This is a genomic window from Pleurocapsa sp. PCC 7319, from assembly GCF_000332195.1.
In the GTDB taxonomy this organism is placed as follows: Bacteria; Cyanobacteriota; Cyanobacteriia; order Cyanobacteriales; family Xenococcaceae; genus Waterburya.
The window spans coordinates 5,750,245-5,769,312 of sequence record NZ_KB235922.1; the positions used below are offsets into that span (position 1 = coordinate 5,750,245).

The window sequence follows — 19,068 nt, forward strand, 5'->3', positions numbered from 1 at the left end:
AATATATTAGGGTCATTTTTAAACTGTAAAATGTACTATTGAAGAGTTATCAAATTTCACTATAGCAATCTAGTTTAGGAGTAAACCCAGTCGTGGAGTCACGATATAACGCAGCAGAGATAGAACAAAAATGGCAACAGCAATGGCAAGAATCAGGAATTGATCAAACTCCTGAAAAAAATGACCAGCCAAAATTTTATGCCCTCTCGATGTTTCCCTACCCTTCAGGAAACTTACACATGGGTCATGTCCGTAACTACGTAATCACTGACGTAATTGCTCGTCTCAAAAGAATGCAGGGTTATCGGGTATTACATCCTATGGGTTGGGATGCTTTTGGTTTACCCGCAGAAAATGCAGCGATCGATCGCGGTGTTCCTCCCGCAAAATGGACATACCAAAATATCGCTCAAATGCGATCGCAACTAAAGCAGTTAGGACTTTCCATTGACTGGGATCGGGAAGTGGCTACTTGTTCTGCCGACTATTACAAGTGGACGCAATGGCTATTTTTACAATTTCTGGATGCAGGGTTAGCCTATCAAAAAGAAGCTGCGGTTAATTGGGATCCCATTGACCAAACTGTATTGGCAAATGAGCAAGTAGATAATGAGGGACGTTCTTGGCGTTCTGGGGCGATCGTCGAACGAAAACTGCTTAAACAATGGTTCTTCAAGATTACGGACTATGCGGAAAAATTATTACAAGATTTAGAGCAGTTAGAAGGTTGGCCTGAAAGAGTAAAAACCATGCAGGCCAACTGGATCGGTAAATCCGTTGGTGCTTATTTAGAATTCCCCATCGTGGGTCGAGATGACAAGATAGCCGTATTTACTACTCGTCCAGATACTGTATATGGCGTAACTTATGTAGTTCTTGCTCCCGAGCATCCTTTGACTCCTGAAGTAACGACTGCCGAGCAAAAAGAAGCAGTGTCAGCCTTTATTGAAGAAATTAAAGGACAAAGTGAAATAGAACGAACTGCTGAAGATAAACCCAAACGAGGAATTCTAACTGGGGGCAAAGCAATTAATCCTTTTAACGGCGAAGAAGTGCCCATTTTGATTGCTGACTATGTTCTCTATGAATATGGCACAGGAGCGGTCATGGGTGTTCCCGCTCACGATGTCAGAGATTTTAAATTTGCGACTGAAAAAGGTTTGCCGATTAAAACCGTAATTATTCCCAATGATGCCGATGTAGGGGCGATTGACCAATCGCCCTTACCAAATGCTTATACTGAGCCGGGGATTATGGTCAATTCGGGGCAGTTTGATGGTACATCTTCAGTAGAGGGCAAAACCAAAGTTATTGAATATGCCGAACGACAAGGCTACGGTAAAGCCAGAGTTCAATATCGCTTGAGAGATTGGTTAATTTCTCGTCAAAGATATTGGGGATGTCCTATACCTGTAATTCACTGTTCTGATTGTGGTACTATTCCTGTACCAGATAAGGATCTTCCTGTGGAATTACCTGAATCTGTAGAATTATCAAGGCGTGGTGGTTCTCCTTTAGCTCAGTTAGAAGACTGGATCAATGTGGATTGTCCTTGTTGTGGTAAAGCTGCTAAAAGGGAAACCGATACTATGGACACCTTTATTGATTCTTCTTGGTATTTTCTGCGCTACAGCGATGCCAATAATACTGATATCGTTTTTGACAAAGATAAAGTCAATAACTGGATGCCTGTGGATCAGTACGTAGGTGGGATTGAACATGCCATTTTGCACCTGCTTTATTCTCGTTTCTTTACTAAAGTATTGCGCGATCGCGGTTTGCTTAATTTTGATGAGCCTTTTGAAAGACTGTTGACTCAAGGGATGGTACAGGGAATAACTTATAAAAATCCCAAAACTAACAAATATATTCCCGCAGCAGATATCAATCCTGATGATCCAAAAGACCCTGAAACAGGAGATAAATTAGATGTTTTCTTTGAGAAAATGTCTAAATCTAAATATAACGGTGTCAGTCTGGAACAAGGTTTAAGTAAATATGGTGTAGATACAGCGAGAATGTTTATTCTGTTTAAAGCACCACCTGAGAAGGATTTAGAATGGGATGATGCTGACGTTGAAGGGCAATTCCGTTTTTTAAATCGGGTTTGGGCTTTAGTAACTAGTTATGATGCTAATCAAGTTACCAAGTCTTCTGAAGAACTTTCTAAAGCCGAAAAAGATTTACGTAGGGCAATTCACACAGCAATAAAAGAAATTTCTGAAGATTTAAATGGAGATTATCAGTTCAATACTGCTGTCTCAGAATTAATGAAGTTGAGCAATGCCCTCAAAGATTCTAAATGTGTTAAATCCCCTGTTTATAAAGAAGGAATTGAAACTTTAGTTCTGTTACTTGCTCCTTTTGCTCCCCATATTGCCGAAGAATTATGGAGTCATTTGGGTAATGCGGAATCAGTTCATCATCAGCAATGGCGAGAAGTCGATTCCTCGGCGTTAGTGGTAGACGAAATCACCCTGGTAGTGCAAATTATGGGTAAAACTCGCGGTACGATTCAAGTCCCTGCCAGTTCTGATAAGTCAGCTCTGGAGAAATATGCTACAGAATCAGACATTGCCCAGCGTTATCTAGAAGGTAAGGAAATCAGAAAGGTAATTGTTGTACCTAATAAGCTGGTTAATTTTGTTGTAGCCAAATAGGTTATTAGAGGATGTAATGTCCTAATTTAACGTGAGTTTGCTGAGTCCAAAATTGACTAGTTTTGAGAGAGAGAATAGGCAATCGAGAATCATCGAACAGCTTATTCTTTCGTTTCTATTAATGAAGAATTAAACCCCAAATAAAATCTGTCGAACTCTTAGGGAACAAATTGTTTCTTTCAGACTTAACGAATCCAAATTCGTTGGACGCTCACGTTAATTTATAATTTGATCGCTAAACCCCATCCACATTGAAAACAGGAGTTTTCTTCAAAAAACTTGGGAAACAAAACCTAATCCATTTAGAATAATTGCCTTGACTATTTCTCCTGAATTAACTATTTCTTGTTCATCTATGACTAATTTTTGGTTGATAAGATCTACTATTTATAGTTCATCAATTATTCCTGCGACTATTCCTAAATGGTTGATGTTTGTAATTTCTATTCCTGTTAACATTTCTACTCACATAGAGAGTCAAAGTTCTGTAGGAATTCAATTGTATTTATTTGCTGCTCTAGATTCTGGATAATTAGCTACTTCTGAGCAATGCTCATGCTCCTGAATCTATGTCTCTTTTGTGCTTCATCTATAGGGCTGCCGAATGTGGGATTTAAAGGTGTTAGCTAACTATCAGTTTAATTATATTTTTGTCGGAGATAGAAAAAAAACTATTATTCTATTTTTGCATGGCTTCATGGGAAATCTACATGATTTTCAGGAAGTGGCTGCTCTAATCTCGGAACAATTTTGTTGTTTACTAATCGATCTACCCGGTCATGGAAATACAGAAGTAAAACAGGATCGAGATTATGCCATGCCGAACCTTGCTCAAGCAATAATTGAACTACTAAAAACATTAAAAATTAATCAATGTTTTTTATTTGGTTATTCAATGGGAGGAAGAATTGCTCTGTATTTAACTATTTATTTTCCTCATTATTTTAAAAAGGTTATCTTAGAATCTACTTCTCCAGGATTAGCAACTAAAACAGAGCGCGATCGCCGAATTAAACAAGACTTAAAACTGGCAGAAAAATTAGAATCACAGGATTATAGAATATTTCTTAATCAATGGTATTGCAATCCTCTATTTAGTTCTTTTCGCCAACACCCAAATTACCTTCATGCAATCGCCAAGAAATTAAAAAATAATCCCCTTAAGCTCGCTCAGTCACTACGTCAGATGGGAACAGGTATGCAACCTTCATTATGGCATCAGCTTTCGGCGAATAATGTCCAACTTTTACTCGTAGTCGGAGAATTTGACCAAAAATTCATTACTATTAATCAAAAAATTCTTAGTTTCTGCTGTCAATCTAAACTCAGAATAGTTCACGGTAGCGGTCATAATGTTCATTTTGAACAGCCAGTAGAACTTGCTAACCTGATAAATTGGTTTTTCAAGAACAATTAAAGCTTAAATTTCAAAATCAGCAGTCTAAACCACCAATGTTAAATAGATTACAATGAGCGTTTAAATCATATAAAATAAGCAAGTCAGTCAAAATTATTGGCATAAATACGATAGAATACTCAGTAATTATACATAGATATTACGGCAACGGCTGACTAATAGATACATGTGTTTCAATGCCTTATAATAATTGGTTTTTACGTTTTCTTACTTAAAAGTTTATTTTTAAGTCTTCCATCGAACCAAACCTCTAGTGTTGTTAAGAGAAGCAACACTAATTTAGGAATTTATCAATGAATCTAAGAGATTTATCCCTCAGTCAGCCGCAAAGGGTAATCAACATTAGCTAAAGTTCTAGTCGAGCAATTTTAGCGGTTTTTGCCATACACTATTACCTTAAATTTTAGTTAACAAAAAAATAAATAAACTCATACTAAAAATCTATTAATTCTTGACACCTTTATGAATATCGAGTCTTCACTTTCACTCTCAGGAATTTCGTCTAATGGTAATCAAATAAATAGTTTGCCCACTGAATTTTTTAGTAAACTGTGTAAAATCAATACAGAAGAGGATTTACTCCAAGCCAGCGTCGGAATTGTATATCAATCCCTAAAATGCGATCGCGTTGTGGTCTATAGTATGCAATCAGAATCACTCTGTAAAATCGTGGCAGAGGCTGTAACTCCTGGCTTTGCTCAAATTTTGGGAACAACCATCAAAGATCCCTGTTTTGAAGCAAGGTACATTGATAAATACCAGAAGGGCAGAGTGAGGGCAATTACTAATATTTACGACGCAGGAATGACTCCTTGCTATGTAGAGAATTTGGAAAAAATTGATGTCAAATCTAATTTAGTAGTTCCGTTGACTCGTCATGATAATTCTCTCTATGGACTCTTGGTAATGCACCAATGTTCCGGAACTCGCAAATGGGAACAGCCAGAGGTGGAATTTGCCCTGAGGGTAGCTGAATGGACTATGGAACGCGTATTCCAGCAACTGGCATACTTGGAGTTAGAAAATCAAGTAAAAAATAGCCAAGCAGCCCAGCAGATAGTGAAAAATATCGTCACACAAATGCATGGTGTGGAGACCTCTCAAGAAGTATTAAATTTAGCAGTCGTCAAGGCCAAAGAATTACTAAATTGCGATCGCGTGATAGTTTATGGTCTGCAAGCTGACAGCATGGGAGAAATCGTCGCTGAAGCAACAATTCCAGCATTAGCCTCAATTTTAGGTAGTGTGATCAAAGATCCCTGTTTTGAATATCGTTATCACGATCAATATCAGCAAGGGAGAGTAAGAGCAATACCTAATATCTATGAGGCAGGAATGACACTCTGTTATACAGAAAATTTAGCCAAAATAGGGGTTAGAGCCAATTTAGTAGCACCAATCATTTGGGATAACGGAAAATTATATGGATTACTAGTAGCCCATCACTGCTTTAGCTTCAAAGACTGGCAGAAGAGTGAAATTGAATATTTTAAGCAAATTGCTTTCCACACAGGTTTATCTTTATCAAAAGCGAAATTAAAAGACCAATTACAATCGATCAAAACTGGAACTACCGAGTTAAATAACATTAAAAAAACTATTTCTATAGCTAAATCTAAAATACAGCAAGTTCAGAAACCAATTCAAAATACTTCGCAGATTATTGTAGAAATTAATAATCTTAATAAGTTACTGGAACGAGAACTTAATTTAATTAATCAAACTTCTTCTCTACAAACCAGAAAGGATACGAAGTTAATTCAAATTATTATTAAGAAGTTAACTGGAATCACCTCTAAATTACAACAATCTCTCTACATTGTTAGTAATGACCAGTATGAATTAGATACTATTTTAGATGAAGCAGTAACTCAACTTTTTGATAATACAGATTCTTAGCCTTTAATTTTAGCTAAGTAGCTCAAGACTATTTTGCTAATTGATAAGATATCAACAAATGTCAATAGCTTTTATCTATAAAAAGAATTAGTAAATTAGATCGATATCAGGTCAAATATTTAGGTATTGTACGTTTATGAAATGATTGCCATCAAAAGGAGAATATATTGATGTCTGACAATCGAAGAAGCCAAGAAGTAACCAAGGGAGATCAGCGATCGCCCAATCGTGCGATGCTGAGGGCGGTGGGTTTTGGCGATAATGATTTTAATAAGCCCATCGTTGGTTTAGCTAACGGGTATAGCACTATTACACCCTGTAACATGGGAATTAATACCCTAGCACTACGAGCAGAATCGGCATTAAAAGATGCAGGAGCAATGCCCCAAATGTTCGGCACTATTACGATCAGTGATGGAATTTCGATGGGAACAGAAGGAATGAAATATTCTCTAGTATCCCGGGATGTCATTGCGGACTCAATTGAGACTGCCTGTAACGGACAGAGTATGGATGCGGTGCTGGCGATCGGTGGTTGTGATAAAAATATGCCTGGAGCGATGCTGGCGATCGCGCGCATGAATATTCCCAGTATTTTTGTCTACGGTGGCACCATTAAACCAGGAAAACACAACGGCGAAGATTTAACCGTAGTCAGTGCTTTTGAAGCTGTGGGCAAATATAGTGCCGGTAAAATCGATAAAGCCGAGTTAGATGCCATTGAACATAAAGCTTGTCCTGGTGCTGGCTCCTGTGGAGGAATGTTTACCGCTAATACCATGTCTTCAGCATTTGAAGCAATGGGGATGAGTTTACCCTATTCTTCGACAATGGCAGCAGAAGATGAGGAAAAAGCCGAAAGTACTGAAAAATCAGCTTTTGCGCTGGTTGAAGCAATCAAAAAACAAATTCTACCGAGTCAAATTCTCACTCGCCAAGCTTTTGAAAATGCCATTACTGTAATTATGGCAGTGGGAGGCTCAACCAATGCAGTCCTACACTTGCTGGCGATCGCCAATACTATAGGGGTAGAACTTACCTTAGATGACTTTGAAACGATCCGGAAGCGAGTTCCCGTAATTTGTAATCTCAAACCATCTGGTAAATACGTGACCGTAGATTTACACAAAGCTGGTGGCATTCCTCAAGTAATGAAAATGCTACTAGTTCATGGTTTATTACATGGAGATGCTTTAACCGTTACTGGACAAACCATTGCCGAAGTTGTAGCTGATATCCCTGAAAATCCACCTACCAACCAGGATGTGATTCGTCAGTGGGATGATCCCGTCTATGCAGAAGGACACTTAGCAGTATTGAAAGGAAACTTAGCTAGTGAAGGTTCGGTAGCCAAAATTAGTGGAGTTAAAAATCCCCAAATTACAGGTCCTGCCAGAGTTTTTGAATCAGAAGAAGAGTGCTTGTCAGCAATTTTAGATGGCAAAATCAAAGCAGGAGATATAGTAGTTGTCCGTTACGAAGGTCCTAAAGGTGGTCCGGGAATGCGAGAAATGCTCGCCCCAACTTCGGCAATTATTGGTGCGGGACTAGGAGATTCTGTAGGGTTAATTACTGACGGTCGGTTTTCTGGTGGAACCTATGGGATGGTAGTAGGTCATGTTGCTCCCGAAGCTGCCGTAGGCGGAACAATTGCCCTGGTTAAAGAGGGAGATAGTATTACTATTGATGCTCGTAAGAGATTATTGCAACTTAATGTGGATGAAGCGGAGCTAGCTCAACGTCGGAGTCAATGGCAAGCTCGTCAACCAAACTACACTAGAGGTGTTCTGGCAAAATATGCCAAACTAGTTTCTTCTAGTAGTCTAGGGGCAGTCACCGACTTGGGTTTATTCAGTTAACATACTAGTTGATTCATCTCCCCCTAACTACTTTAAATGGGGGAGTGGTTAGAATAAAGTTTAATTTTGCGAGCAATCGACTTGAGCTATCAAACAAAATACCGATGGCAATAACTGTTCCTGACCGCTCTCGTGCCCAAGAATCCAGAGCTGCGATCGAGCGCATTTATGTAATTATGCGCCATTTTTTCGTGCGCGGTCATTACAAACCAGGTGGTGTTTCGGGTTCGGCATTGAGCGAAGCCTTACTTACATTACAGCCCGAAATTTACGGTTCGATGGCTGATTCTGAGAAAGTAGAATTGAACGGACTGGCTTATGTAACGGCTCGTCTACCAAAAGGAATTGAACGGTGTCGCTTTGTCAAACTGATTGCTGCTGAAGGCTACAATAATTCGGGATTTGAAAAAATTGTTCCCGCTAAACGTCGTCGCCATTGTTATCGAATTGATGAAGAAACAATGCTGATCGAGGTCACTAGAGGACGTAGCGAGATTTATGATATCCTGACCCATCTTACTTTTATCTACATTGAAGCAGATAAAATTAGAGCCCACGCTTTAGATGAAGGTCATCCCACCCAAGAGTGGTTAAAGTTAGAAAAAATTGTTCTTGAGCAAACATCTACGGCGAGTTCTTCTTCTCTAGAGGAGATTGAAGTTAGGGAACAAGCTATTTCCTATACCAGTACGCTGTTAGGACGAACCTTTGAAGAAACTGTAGTAGCAGAACGTCGGTTTCGGGAAGGAGAACCTTATAATAACAGTCTATTTCAGATAGTTTATTGGTTGGGTCGAGTTGCAATTGAAGAGATGCAGCAAGATCGGACTTCTCTTACTAGGAAAGCCGATCGCCAAATCACCTTTAGTTCAGCATTAAGAGAACGGCTTGGTCATCATATTCATGGGGAAAAATGGGCAACTGAAGTCAAACAATTTCTCTGGTCGCATCATTTGTGGCAACGTCCACTCCATATTATTAGTGCTAATCTACACAGCATTTTAAATTGCCTTTATGCCTTTCCTGCATTAAAACAGCAAATGGAAGCAGGAGAGACCATCGAAAAAATTGCTCGCGAACTGAGTTTGCCCGAAAATGCCACTCTTAATCAAGAAGTTCGCGAATTTGCTCTTCAGCAGGGAATGTATTATCTCGAAGATCGAGCGGGGACAAATATTCAAGTTCAGATTTTTGATACATCTTTATTACCTTTAGACCTGCTTGCTCCTGAGTTAAAGGTTAATCGAGCTTTGGTGGAAGAAGAGAAACCAGTCATATTGGTTATGGATTATGCTTTTGGCGAGCAAGCTTTTGAACTGTTTGATGAGTTACTCAAGCCCTATAAAACTGAAGGACAGTCAAAAAAACTTAATCTGCACTCAATTTCAGTGATGGGGAAAGCTGGAACCTTAGTGGGTAATAGAGGAGATTTACTATTGCCGACAGCTCATATATTTGAAGGAACAGCAGACAATTATCCTTTTGAAAATGAAATAACCACACAAGATTTTCAAGGGTTGGAAATTCCCGTTCACGAAGGAGCCTTATTAACAGTATTAGGAACTTCTCTGCAAAATGCGGATGTTTTGGAATATTTTAGAAGTTCCTCTTGGAATGTGATTGGCTTGGAAATGGAAGGAGCGCATTTGCAAAAGGCGATTCAAGCAGCAGCCAAAATCCGTAAGAGTATCAATGAAAACATTATCTTGCGTTATGTTTACTATGCTTCTGATAATCCCTTGATGACAGGCAGCACCCTAGCTTCTGGGAGCTTAGGACAAACTGGAGTCAAACCCACTTATGCGATCGCTTTAAAATTTCTGAATAAAATTCTCGGTCAATCAAGACCTTCGCCATGATGACCAAAACTTTAAAATTAATCAATAGGGGAAATTAACCAGAGTCAGAAGATTAGTTATGAAAGCGATCGCCTTCTATAATATTTAGAGCTTTCTTCTTCATGAATAGTTGGAGCAATTTTGAGTATCGAGTTTGAATGGGATGAACAGAAACGACTATCTAATCTGCAAAAGCATGGGATAGATTTTATTAGAGCTTGTCAGATTTTTGGCGGTTTTACAGTGGAGTTTGAAGATAACCGTTATGATTATGGTGAGGACAGATATATTGCTATTGGCGAAATCCAAGGACAAATTTTAACTGTCGTTTACACTTATCGAGGTGATGCAATTAGATTAATCAGTGCGCGTAAGGCAACTAGATATGAGCGAAACATTTATTACTCGGATAACTCTTGACAAAGCTAAGAAATTGGAAGATTTGACCGATTCAGAACGAATTGATTCTATGAGTGAGTCAGAAATTGAAGCGAATGCTCTCTCTGACCCAGATAATCAGCCTTTGTCGTCTGATGATCTTCAAAAAGTTCGCAGAATTAAGGATAAATAGATAATTTATCAACTATAAAATTAATCAATAGGGGATATTAACTAGAGTAAGAAGATTAGTTATGAAAGCGATCGCCCTGATACTACTAAGCTTACTGCGTGTAATATGACAATTTTTGATTGACTTGAATACGAGAATATAGTTCATCAGGTCGATTTTCTAGGTAGTAGCTGGTTTAAACCCAACACGAGTCCAAGTAGAATAGGCAAATTGATAAGCTTTGACCTTAATAAAACCTGCTTCTGTTAGTAATTTATCTGGGTCAATTTTAAGCCATTGCTCTTTATATGGCTCAAAAAATCCTCTGTAGGAATATAGGTCTCCAGGGAGTGAATCTGTGACTACTAGCCGACCGCCTGGAGCAAGAATTCGCCAGCATTCTGCTAGGATTAATTGCTTAACTTCATCAGGACATTCGTGGAGAAGATAAGTCATATTGATCGCATCAACTGAATTATCTGGCAATTCAGTTTTTTCTGCTAAACCATGTTTCCAACGTAGATTGGGAAGAGCTTGATGGTAAAGGCGACCGACTACAATCATGAACGGAGAAGCTTCCCACGCCGTTACCGTAGCACTCTGAAGACGGCGAGCAATAGCTGCCGCATCGTCTCCTATACCTGCTCCCAAGTCTAAAATATGGCGAGCATTTTCGGGAAATAATTGGGCGATTTCTTCTCTTACTCCAAGTGATTTCTGTGGATGGGCATTTTCTAAAACTGCCTCCATTGCTACCCGATTACCAACCGCAGCCAGTTCCGACAACCATCCTCCCAAAACACTATGAAAAGGTTGAAGATAGTATTGAGGATATTCTATTGGTTCAAAAGTGGCTAATTCTGATTCCCAATCAATCTCTCCTAAAGCTGGTGCTTTTTGAAACTGCATCCTGGTCATGACGCGCATCATGCCATCCTTAGGTGCAGAAGAGTTTAATTCAGTTTGAATCTGTTTTCTCTGTTTGTCAGAAGCCAAGGTTTTCCAACGAGGGTCAGGTTGTGATGCTAAATTGGTCAAAACTTGCTCAATGGCAGTTGCTTCAATTTCCATGATTTTCCCCTTTAAATACTTCTTGAAAAACCTATCTCAAAACCCAGAACTTAAAGCTCAAATAGTGACTATTATACAGTATCATTAATAACCTTCATTTTAAGCTATTCGTGGTTAAATGTTGCATTATCTAAATTGCCTGAAAATCAACAGCAGAAAACTCTTAATTGATTAAGTGATCGCCAGAGCAATTGTCACCCCAAAAATCCTATGCGTTAGTATATCTAATATGGCTGTAGCAAGGCTTAATAAACAGCCAGAGTACGATCAAGCCCAAGAAACTAACGATGGAAATGTTGGAAAACTATCAGTTAATTCTAGAATCGGGTCAAACTACGACCGAAAAAGCTTTACAGTTGTTTGATGCTCTTGAATCGGTGAATTTAGACTTTATGTTGGGACGTTGGCAGGGTTCTGGACTACATACAGCTCACCCTATGGATGGTTTATTAGAAAGTTCTAACTGGTATGGAAAAGAATTTGTTGATTCTGAAAATGTTCACCCGTTGTTATTTCTAGATAGTCAGGGACAAGTTTTTAAGGTAGCACCTAATCCTACTGCGATGAACTGGGTTTTAAAGTTTCCGCTCCCTAAAAATGATTCAATTAAGCCGTTGCTGATGTTGATTAATTCTTTACTGAAAACCGAGAAAAGTCAAGCTAGACTGCGGATGATGGAGTATCGTGGAAAAGTCAGTGCTACGATGATTTATGATTATTTGCCGATTAATGATTCTTTTAGGAAAGTAGATGACAATACGGTATTAGGAATCATGGATTATAAAAATTCACCTCAAGCATTCTTCTTTGTTCTCAAGCGATGTCTTTAGCTATTTAGCCTTCCTCATGTGTGCTAGCCGAACTATTAATTCAATCGCATAAGTGCATTCTAAGATCTACAATTTTCATCTTTATTGCTCGATAAGGGCGATCGCCTTGAACAGAAATTGACACTCGCGCGCTAAATCAAAGATTTTAACGCACGATTCTTGATTCATCGACTCTTAACTAGATGCACCCTAAAATGCATCCCCGTCAGACCGTCTCTGCAAGCATTTTATGTTAAAGACCACGATATGCCCTACCGCCGACTTCTTGTAATTCAATGTTGAAAAAATTAATTTACTCACCCAGGTTCGTAATAAACTTTTACGCTTCCAACGAATTTATCTGAGACTTTTGGTTACAACCCATGTTTATTTTATTTTCTAGGTTCTGTATGCAGTCCAGCAATCTCAGCTTGTGTCGCATACAAAAGTATTATACAACGCCTGAAGTCCTTGATAGGAAAATATACTTATTGACTAAGCGAAAGTTAGAGAGTATTTCTATCTTTCGTTGAGGATAGTTCGAGACGTTTTGCAGATGTTTGTTCTTCTTTCAATCCCTAAGATGAAGACAGTGTTTGAAAGATTTAGATGACACTAAATATTTTTTTTAGTCTAAACTACAGAAACACTCTTTCAGCAATAAATACAATTACTTCTCATCACCTAGTACGCGAACGATGAGTTACTTGGTTACACATTCGGGATACTCCCAACATAAATAAATTTCAATTGTTCTCTCCTCAAAGTCAACATTTCTGGTTGATCTAGGTTTGATAATCATCCTAGGGTTGAAGAGATTTGAGACGTTTTTCAGTAGACGAGTAGATAACTAAAGTCAACTTGAATTATTAGGACAAAAGTAACCATGAATAAACAACATCAAGGACTCAAAGATTTTAATTTGTTTGACGACTTAGAAATAGCAACAGGCTCACTATACTCGGAGTCGTCGGCTCTAAATGCTGAAAACAGTGAACCAATATTACAGACAGCAGAAGCTGAAATACCTTTAACCAATACAATAGACCTCTTGCAAAAGTCTTTTATGATATAATGAAGGACTATAGTTTTTTCAGCAATGTCTTTGTTGGCGATCGCTAAATTCTTTCAAAATTGACTTGGAAAAGATTTGCTACCAAGAGTTGTCATAATTTTTGGACAATCCCCTATTGTACCACGAATTATTTTTGCAAGAGGTCTAATCACGGTAGGCAATCCTGAGGGAACTCAGTTTACTTTTAATTATGCCGAAGATACCCCCCAAGAAGCTATTATAGGAGTCACAGCCGCTGCGTTACATTGGTCATCATTTTTATTAGATGATGTAGATCTGCAGTTCAACTTTACCTTTACACCACTTGAACCAGACTATTTAGGAGGAGCTATGTCGACTTCTGTGGGACTCCCCTACACTGAGGTAAATCAGGCTTTAGCTGACGACATTACCTCATCTGATGACGAAACCGCAGTTATGAATCTTCCAGAAGGTAGTGTACCTTTTTTAATTAACAATACTAGTAAAAATAACGGCAGCGATACTCCTTATCTGGATAATGATGGTGGTTTGAACAATTCAACTATTAAGTTAACTACAGCTAATGCTAAAGCTTTGGGTTTTAGTTCAGAATATATTGCGGAGTTTTTAGGAGTTACTCCAGAGGAAGTTGTAGATGCAAACATCAACTTTAGCAGCAATACTGCTTGGGATTTTGATGTTAGTGACGGCATTGCTTCTGACGAATATGATTTTTTTGGCGTAGCAGTTCATGAAATTGGTCACGCTTTGGGATTTGACAGTTCTGCTGATCAACTAGATTTGGCTGCGAGTAAAAGTTTAAATGAGTTAAGCGAATTAGGTATAGACGTCCCTACATTAATTGCTGATGCAAACGAAGAAGGTATTGAAGGTCTTGATGATGGAGAAGACATCGCCGATCAATTTATTTCGGAAAATAAATATATTCCCTCGTCGCTAGATTTATTCCGCTTTTCTCCTGAGAGCTTTGTCCAGGGTGCCAGAGATTTTACGACAGGTAGCCTTGACTATAAATATTTCTCTATTGATGGAGGTCAAACTCCAATCGCATCTCTTTCTACGGGGGAAAATACAGGCGATGGCGGTCAGCTTTCTCACTGGAGAGATGGTCTCGGAATAGGCATCCTCGATTCCCATGGTGCTCCTGGAGAATTCCTGTTTGTTAAGGAACCCGATTTTCTTGCTTTTGATGTGATTGGTTGGGACTTGAATCCTAATACGACTGCTTGAGACTTGGTTTAAGAAGTAGTGAGTAGTCCCGTCTTCGCGGGATCGAGATTAGTAGGTAAGTTTGGTAGGGGCGAACGGCCGCTCGCCTGTACAGGATTAGTGAATAGTGAGTAGAGCAACTATGAAGACAATTATTAGAAGTATCGATCGCGTTATTACTGCCGAAGAGATTATTCCTCTATTAAATAAATGCGGGATGCTGTCACGGTTGGCTTATGAAGATATCATTGATCGAGCGATCTCCCAGATTGAATGCACTCCCCAAGAAATAGCGAGCCGAAGGCTACGCGTAGCGTAATCGCTTCTGGGTTATGGCAACATCAACAAAATAAATCAAAAACTTCCTCTGTAAACAAAGAAGAGTTTTTAGCATCAGCTATCAGAAACTTCAAGATTGAAAAATTTAAGCAACAAAATTTTAGCGATCAGATACCTGCCTATTTTGCTCGTCAAAAAAAGCAACTAGATCGGGTAGTTTATTCAATCGTTAAGACGAAAACAAAGGAAGTCGCTAGAGAAATACACTTTCGCTTAATGGAAGCAGAACAGACTTTTACTAAGTTAGCACAAGAATGTAATCGAGCTTAACTCTAAATGTGATGAAGAGAGTAAAAAATTCGTCTACTAGATGCACGGTTCCTCTTGTCAATTAACTGTTAATGTTAGAGAAATAGGATAATTACTGATAGATGGATTTAGAAGATTATTGATGAAAGCGATCGCTGTTTATCAACATTTAGCTACAGATCATCCCAACTGTTTTGCAGAAATTGAACTGGATAAACCTCAGGCACAAGGACGGGATTTACTTGTAAGAGTCAAGGCTGTGGGTGTCAATCCTGTTGATTATAAAGTCAGAGCTTCGATCAAAGAAAAACTACCCACCCCAAAAATTTTGGGTTGGGATGCTGCGGGAATTGTAGAAGAGGTAGGAGAGAAGACTTCATTATTTCAAGTTGGTGATGAAGTTTATTATGCAGGTAGTATTACTCGTCCTGGTTCTAATAGCGAATATCAATTAGTTGACGAGAGAATTGTCGGTAACAAACCGAGTAATCTATCTTTTGAAGAGGCTACGGCTCTACCTTTAACTACTATTACCGCCTGGGAAGCTCTATTTGAAAGACTGGAAGTTGAACCTTCTAAGACAGCAAATAACCAAAAAAGCACTCTGCTGATTATTAATGGGGCGGGAGGTGTTGGTTCAATTGCGATCCAGTTAGCCAAACAAGTAGCGGGTTTACAGGTAATTGCTACTGCTTCCAGGGGTGACACAGTAAGATGGTGTCGACAATTAGGTGCAGATAACTGTATTAATCACCACGAAAAGCTGCTCAATGGTTTAGAAAAGATGGACTTGTCTGGTGTCGATTATATTCTTTGCCTAAACAGTACCGATCAGCACTGGCAAAATATGGCAGAGGTAATTAAACCTCAGGGAAAAATATGCTCTATTGTTGGCAATCAATCACCTTTAGATTTAAATCTACTTAAAAGTAAAAGTGTTACTTTTGCCTGGGAATTTATGTTCACCAAATCTCAGTACCACACTGATGATATTCAATCTCAAGGAGAACTATTAAATCGAGTTTCCCAATTAGTTGAACAAGGAATTATTAAAACCACTTTTAAGGAAAATCTAGGGGTTTTAAATGCTGCTAATTTAGCGATCGCTCATAAAAAACTAGAATCTGGTAAAACCATCGGTAAATTAGTTTTAACAGGGATTGAAAGTAAGAGCTTTATAAATTAGCGATTACGATGACTTTGAAATTTATTAACAAAATTTTGGGTTGATTACTGAAGTCTAGACTATGACTGAAGTATTTGTTTTTACTGACTGTAACAGTTCGGGGACTTTACTTCTGAAACTAAGATCATGAGAGTTCCTGTTGATGCGATCATTTCACAACCGAAGTTAACTCAATATTTACTTGTCTTCAAACCTCGAAATGATAAGTCTCAGTTTTTAGCTCAAGCTGGGTTTAATCTTGATAACTGGCAAGCTTTAGAAGCTGCAATTCGTGAACTAAATCTTTCTGCCGAGGCTTTCCCCGAGCGAACCAATGAGTACGGAACTTTTTATAATGTTAATGGAAAACTAAAAGGAGTTAATGGTTTTAATTTATCTGTGGTTACTGTTTGGTTACTACGCCAACAAGATAATCGATTCCAATTTGTAACTTTAAAACCAGGAGATAGATAATTTACATGACTTTAAAACTTTTCTCAGAAGTTACTCTGACTCAAAATATTGATGAGTATAATCTCAAGCTTGGGGATATTGCTACTTTAATTGATTTTATCCCTCATCCTCAAGGTAAAGAAGATGGTTGTATCCTTGAAGTTTTCAATGCGGTTGGTGAATCTATTGCTGTGGTTACTGTCCCTAAATCCACAATTCAACCCCTACAAGCTAATCAAATATTAACTACCCGTCCTTTGTCAACAACCACTTAGACGAAAAAAATAATAAGCATCATTAATTAAAATCATGCCTGTAATTTTGGTTCATGCTTTCGATGCGAGAACAATATCAAGCGGATTATCTTAAGTTTTCAACTTATAAGATTCAACTTCCAAAACAGCACCGATCATTGCCATCGTCATCACATCCTCGCGGATTTTTCCTTCAATCTCGACTTTGATTCCTTCTTGTTTTAATTCTGCTGCGGGATCTTTTAGCTCATAGGTAGTTCCATCTGCTGTGACTAATGCCCAAACTCCAAAGCCGAATCCTTTTTTTTCAATCTTGCCAGTTACTTTCATTGTTAGCTACCTTGCCAATAAAAAACTGAGTTCCAAATTATCCTAACAACTTAGAACTCAGTATTTAACATTTAAAACGCAACATTTGTTTAAGCTCTTGTTTAAGCTCTTTGCCTTTCTCTCTGGCTAGCCAAATATGCTAAGCCGAAACAAAGTACAGTATTGACCATCAAATAAGTACTGGCGATCGCGCCATCGCCCAAAAGCCACAATTGAGGGTCAAAAATTGCACTAACTCCTAAGCAAGCAGCCACACCAATACTAGAACCAATGGCAAACCATTTGAGAGTAGGATGTGCTAACAGCAGGGCAGTCAAGATAAAGGGAATGAGTACACTAGCAAATATGGGGTTGAGGCTAGAATGACCCATGACAACGTTACCTAATTCGGGAATGGAACTACCAAACAGACGCATTGGCCATTGGGGTAAATCGAAGATATATAGTCCCTGAAGTACAAACAAACCAGAACTACCGAAAATTAGACCGCCATTCAAACCAAGGGTAAAAGGTAAATAGTTTCGTAAGAACCACGCTAATAAATAGGAGCCAATAACCATGCCAAGCTTGGGTAACAGAGCTACGGCACCACCATCAAGCCAGAAACCAAGGTTCAAATAACCACTCTTACGTAACCAACGGAAAAAATCGTTAAAGGTGATTTTTCCTTTGAGAGCTAATTTGACTGCTGCTCCAGCATCTAAATGTCCTGAACCGAAGTGGTTAAGATGATCTTCTTGGACTCTGCGAGAAGATTGTTTCAGGATATTTACGACTTCAGTGGGATCTTCAACACCAGTAGCTCTAACCAGAGCAGCTACGCCAGCCACATGAGGTGCAGCCATACTAGTTCCTTGAAAACCCACAAACACTGACTCGCCACTACTAGGATCGACAGTATTTTGAATAATCTTGCCGGTTTCACTACCGCCAGGGGCAGAAATATCAACCCCTGCACCGAAATTAGAATAGGATGCTTTGTCTCCCGCAGCATCAGTTGCCGAAACACTCATTACATCGGGATAGCGAGCGGGATAAGAAGAGGAATTACGTCCTTCGTTACCAGCCGCAGCAATAATTACTACTCCTTTGCTGTGAGCATATTTAATCGCTTCTTCGATCATATGGCTAGCACCACCACCACCTAAACTCATGTTAATGACATCGGCATCGTTATCAGCCGCAAATTTGATCGCTTCGGCAATATCGGCAATCGTCCCACCGCCACTACCACTGAGAACTTTGAGGGGCATAATATTTGCCTTGTAAGCAATTCCAGCGACACCATAACCGTTGTTGGTAGACTGAGCAATTGTTCCTGCTACGTGGGTACCATGTCCATTGTCGTCACTGGCATCATCTTTGTCGTTAACAAAATCATAGCCCTTGACAAAATTGGTTAATTTCAAATCGGGTACTTTACTTACCCCGGTATCAATTACCGCTACAGTAATTCCGTCTCCTTTGGTTTCGTCCCAAGCTTGTTCAACATTAATATTACGAAAGTTCCACTGTTTGCTATATTCAGGATCGTTGGGAACTTCTAAAGCATGATATAGATAGTTAGCTTCAATATATTCTGTATCTTGCTTTAAGGGCGATCGCTTTAACTCTTGGAGTGTTTCTCGATCCCCTTCGACGATATAAATACGATCGTTAATAGAAAAAATACTGTTTAAATTAACTTGCTGATTATATTTCTGAGATAGCCCTTGAATCTCTTCACTAATCTTGGCGATCGGCACTTCCTGTTTAAAATCTAAAATAATGGAGTCGAATTCCCCTTGTTGTGCCAGTCCTTTGAAATTGAATAGGGCAAATCCAATTCCCAAAATGAATAAGCACAGCAGCACTAGTTTTTTCATGGCTACTCTTCATAGAATATTTCTTATCTACTAAGATAACGTAA

General features: G+C 38.8%; 18 protein-coding genes and 1 pseudogene. 15 read left to right on the forward strand and 4 right to left on the reverse strand.

The features are described 5' to 3' along the window. Positions 1–92 precede the first annotated feature (92 nt). Positions 93–2,660: a leucine--tRNA ligase gene (gene leuS, locus PLEUR7319_RS0130155; protein ID WP_019508964.1), complete on the forward strand. Its 2,568-nt coding sequence runs from the start codon at positions 93–95 to the stop codon at positions 2,658–2,660. A gap of 279 nt (positions 2,661–2,939) precedes the next feature. On the opposite strand, the pseudogene PLEUR7319_RS43720 reads toward leuS, so the two are convergent. Further along, positions 2,940–3,119: pseudogene (locus tag PLEUR7319_RS43720) on the reverse strand (DUF4277 domain-containing protein); the annotation flags it as partial. Between the two features lie 145 nt (positions 3,120–3,264). Between PLEUR7319_RS43720 and menH the strand changes: the two are divergent. The 6 genes from menH to PLEUR7319_RS42960 all read left to right on the forward strand — a co-directional run bounded on the left by menH (position 3,265) and on the right by PLEUR7319_RS42960 (position 10,244). Next, positions 3,265–4,077, forward strand: a complete 813-nt coding sequence (gene menH / locus PLEUR7319_RS0130165; protein ID WP_019508966.1) for a 2-succinyl-6-hydroxy-2,4-cyclohexadiene-1-carboxylate synthase — start codon at positions 3,265–3,267, stop codon at positions 4,075–4,077. Between the two features lie 462 nt (positions 4,078–4,539). After that, positions 4,540–5,976, forward strand: coding sequence for a GAF domain-containing protein (locus PLEUR7319_RS0130170; protein WP_019508967.1), 1,437 nt, complete (start codon positions 4,540–4,542; stop codon positions 5,974–5,976). Positions 5,977–6,146: 170 nt separating this feature from the next. Further along, positions 6,147–7,835: a dihydroxy-acid dehydratase gene (ilvD, locus tag PLEUR7319_RS0130175; protein WP_019508968.1), complete on the forward strand. Its 1,689-nt coding sequence runs from the start codon at positions 6,147–6,149 to the stop codon at positions 7,833–7,835. A gap of 104 nt (positions 7,836–7,939) precedes the next feature. Continuing rightward, the gene (locus PLEUR7319_RS0130180; RefSeq protein WP_019508969.1) at positions 7,940–9,694 is read left to right on the forward strand and encodes a hypothetical protein; all 1,755 of its coding nucleotides are present in this window, start codon (positions 7,940–7,942) and stop codon (positions 9,692–9,694) included. 120 nt (positions 9,695–9,814) lie between these two features. Next, entirely contained in the window at positions 9,815–10,093 is a 279-nt protein-coding gene (locus PLEUR7319_RS0130185; protein ID WP_019508970.1) for a BrnT family toxin, read from the forward strand. Beyond that, positions 10,059–10,244, forward strand: a complete 186-nt coding sequence (locus PLEUR7319_RS42960; protein WP_019508971.1) for a hypothetical protein — start codon at positions 10,059–10,061, stop codon at positions 10,242–10,244. The genes PLEUR7319_RS0130185 and PLEUR7319_RS42960 overlap by 35 nt, the downstream gene beginning before the upstream one ends. A 159-nt stretch (positions 10,245–10,403) precedes the next feature. Here the strand turns inward: PLEUR7319_RS42960 and PLEUR7319_RS0130195 are convergent, their stop codons facing one another. Then, positions 10,404–11,294 carry a class I SAM-dependent methyltransferase gene (locus PLEUR7319_RS0130195; protein ID WP_019508972.1) on the reverse strand — a complete coding sequence of 297 codons (891 nt, stop codon included), beginning with the start codon at positions 11,292–11,294 and terminating at the stop codon, positions 10,404–10,406. Positions 11,295–11,581: 287 nt separating this feature from the next. Between PLEUR7319_RS0130195 and PLEUR7319_RS0130200 the strand changes: the two genes are divergently transcribed. The 8 genes from PLEUR7319_RS0130200 (at position 11,582) to PLEUR7319_RS0130230 (ending at position 16,850) form a co-directional block, all read left to right on the forward strand. Continuing rightward, positions 11,582–12,124, forward strand: a complete 543-nt coding sequence (locus PLEUR7319_RS0130200) for a DUF4334 domain-containing protein (RefSeq protein WP_019508973.1) — start codon at positions 11,582–11,584, stop codon at positions 12,122–12,124. 865 nt (positions 12,125–12,989) lie between these two features. Further along, positions 12,990–13,178: a hypothetical protein gene (locus tag PLEUR7319_RS0130205; protein ID WP_019508974.1), complete on the forward strand. Its 189-nt coding sequence runs from the start codon at positions 12,990–12,992 to the stop codon at positions 13,176–13,178. Positions 13,179–13,253: 75 nt separating this feature from the next. Beyond that, complete coding sequence (locus PLEUR7319_RS37210) at positions 13,254–14,390, forward strand: NF038122 family metalloprotease (protein ID WP_019508975.1); 1,137 nt, start codon at positions 13,254–13,256, stop codon at positions 14,388–14,390. A gap of 121 nt (positions 14,391–14,511) precedes the next feature. After that, complete coding sequence (locus tag PLEUR7319_RS41020; RefSeq protein ID WP_158441893.1) at positions 14,512–14,688, forward strand: hypothetical protein; 177 nt, start codon at positions 14,512–14,514, stop codon at positions 14,686–14,688. After that, positions 14,643–14,978, forward strand: a complete 336-nt coding sequence (locus tag PLEUR7319_RS37215) for a hypothetical protein (RefSeq protein WP_019508976.1) — start codon at positions 14,643–14,645, stop codon at positions 14,976–14,978. The genes PLEUR7319_RS41020 and PLEUR7319_RS37215 overlap by 46 nt, the downstream gene beginning before the upstream one ends. Positions 14,979–15,099: 121 nt before the next feature. Further along, positions 15,100–16,143, forward strand: coding sequence for a zinc-binding alcohol dehydrogenase family protein (locus PLEUR7319_RS0130220; protein ID WP_019508977.1), 1,044 nt, complete (start codon positions 15,100–15,102; stop codon positions 16,141–16,143). A 126-nt stretch (positions 16,144–16,269) separates the two neighbouring features. Next, a complete protein-coding gene (locus PLEUR7319_RS0130225) occupies positions 16,270–16,596 on the forward strand; it encodes a DUF6883 domain-containing protein (RefSeq protein WP_019508978.1) in 327 nt (108 codons plus the stop codon). A 5-nt stretch (positions 16,597–16,601) separates the two neighbouring features. After that, on the forward strand, positions 16,602–16,850 hold the full coding sequence (locus PLEUR7319_RS0130230; RefSeq protein ID WP_019508979.1) for a DUF4926 domain-containing protein: 249 nt from the start codon (positions 16,602–16,604) through the stop codon (positions 16,848–16,850). A gap of 90 nt (positions 16,851–16,940) precedes the next feature. Here PLEUR7319_RS0130230 and PLEUR7319_RS0130235 read toward each other — a convergent pair whose 3' ends face one another. Further along, a complete protein-coding gene (locus tag PLEUR7319_RS0130235) occupies positions 16,941–17,159 on the reverse strand; it encodes a DUF5818 domain-containing protein (protein WP_019508980.1) in 219 nt (72 codons plus the stop codon). Positions 17,160–17,260: 101 nt separating this feature from the next. After that, a complete protein-coding gene (locus PLEUR7319_RS0130240) occupies positions 17,261–19,024 on the reverse strand; it encodes a S8 family peptidase (RefSeq protein ID WP_019508981.1) in 1,764 nt (587 codons plus the stop codon). Positions 19,025–19,068: the final 44 nt, after the last annotated feature.

Excerpts from the sequence above, each read along its gene's own strand:
- menH (WP_019508966.1), top strand. The coding sequence starts at position 3,265 with ATGTGGGATTTAAAGGTGTTAGCTAACTATCAGTTTAATTATATTTTT.
- PLEUR7319_RS0130170 (WP_019508967.1), top strand. The coding sequence starts at position 4,540 with ATGAATATCGAGTCTTCACTTTCACTCTCAGGAATTTCGTCTAATGGT.
- ilvD (WP_019508968.1), top strand. The coding sequence starts at position 6,147 with ATGTCTGACAATCGAAGAAGCCAAGAAGTAACCAAGGGAGATCAGCGA.
- PLEUR7319_RS0130180 (WP_019508969.1), top strand. The coding sequence starts at position 7,940 with ATGGCAATAACTGTTCCTGACCGCTCTCGTGCCCAAGAATCCAGAGCT.
- PLEUR7319_RS42960 (WP_019508971.1), top strand. The coding sequence starts at position 10,059 with ATGAGCGAAACATTTATTACTCGGATAACTCTTGACAAAGCTAAGAAA.
- PLEUR7319_RS0130195 (WP_019508972.1), bottom strand. The coding sequence starts at position 11,294 with ATGGAAATTGAAGCAACTGCCATTGAGCAAGTTTTGACCAATTTAGCA.
- PLEUR7319_RS0130200 (WP_019508973.1), top strand. The coding sequence starts at position 11,582 with ATGGAAATGTTGGAAAACTATCAGTTAATTCTAGAATCGGGTCAAACT.
- PLEUR7319_RS0130205 (WP_019508974.1), top strand. The coding sequence starts at position 12,990 with ATGAATAAACAACATCAAGGACTCAAAGATTTTAATTTGTTTGACGAC.
- PLEUR7319_RS41020 (WP_158441893.1), top strand. The coding sequence starts at position 14,512 with ATGAAGACAATTATTAGAAGTATCGATCGCGTTATTACTGCCGAAGAG.
- PLEUR7319_RS37215 (WP_019508976.1), top strand. The coding sequence starts at position 14,643 with ATGCACTCCCCAAGAAATAGCGAGCCGAAGGCTACGCGTAGCGTAATC.
- PLEUR7319_RS0130220 (WP_019508977.1), top strand. The coding sequence starts at position 15,100 with ATGAAAGCGATCGCTGTTTATCAACATTTAGCTACAGATCATCCCAAC.
- PLEUR7319_RS0130225 (WP_019508978.1), top strand. The coding sequence starts at position 16,270 with ATGAGAGTTCCTGTTGATGCGATCATTTCACAACCGAAGTTAACTCAA.
- PLEUR7319_RS0130230 (WP_019508979.1), top strand. The coding sequence starts at position 16,602 with ATGACTTTAAAACTTTTCTCAGAAGTTACTCTGACTCAAAATATTGAT.
- PLEUR7319_RS0130235 (WP_019508980.1), bottom strand. The coding sequence starts at position 17,159 with ATGAAAGTAACTGGCAAGATTGAAAAAAAAGGATTCGGCTTTGGAGTT.
- PLEUR7319_RS0130240 (WP_019508981.1), bottom strand. The coding sequence starts at position 19,024 with ATGAAAAAACTAGTGCTGCTGTGCTTATTCATTTTGGGAATTGGATTT.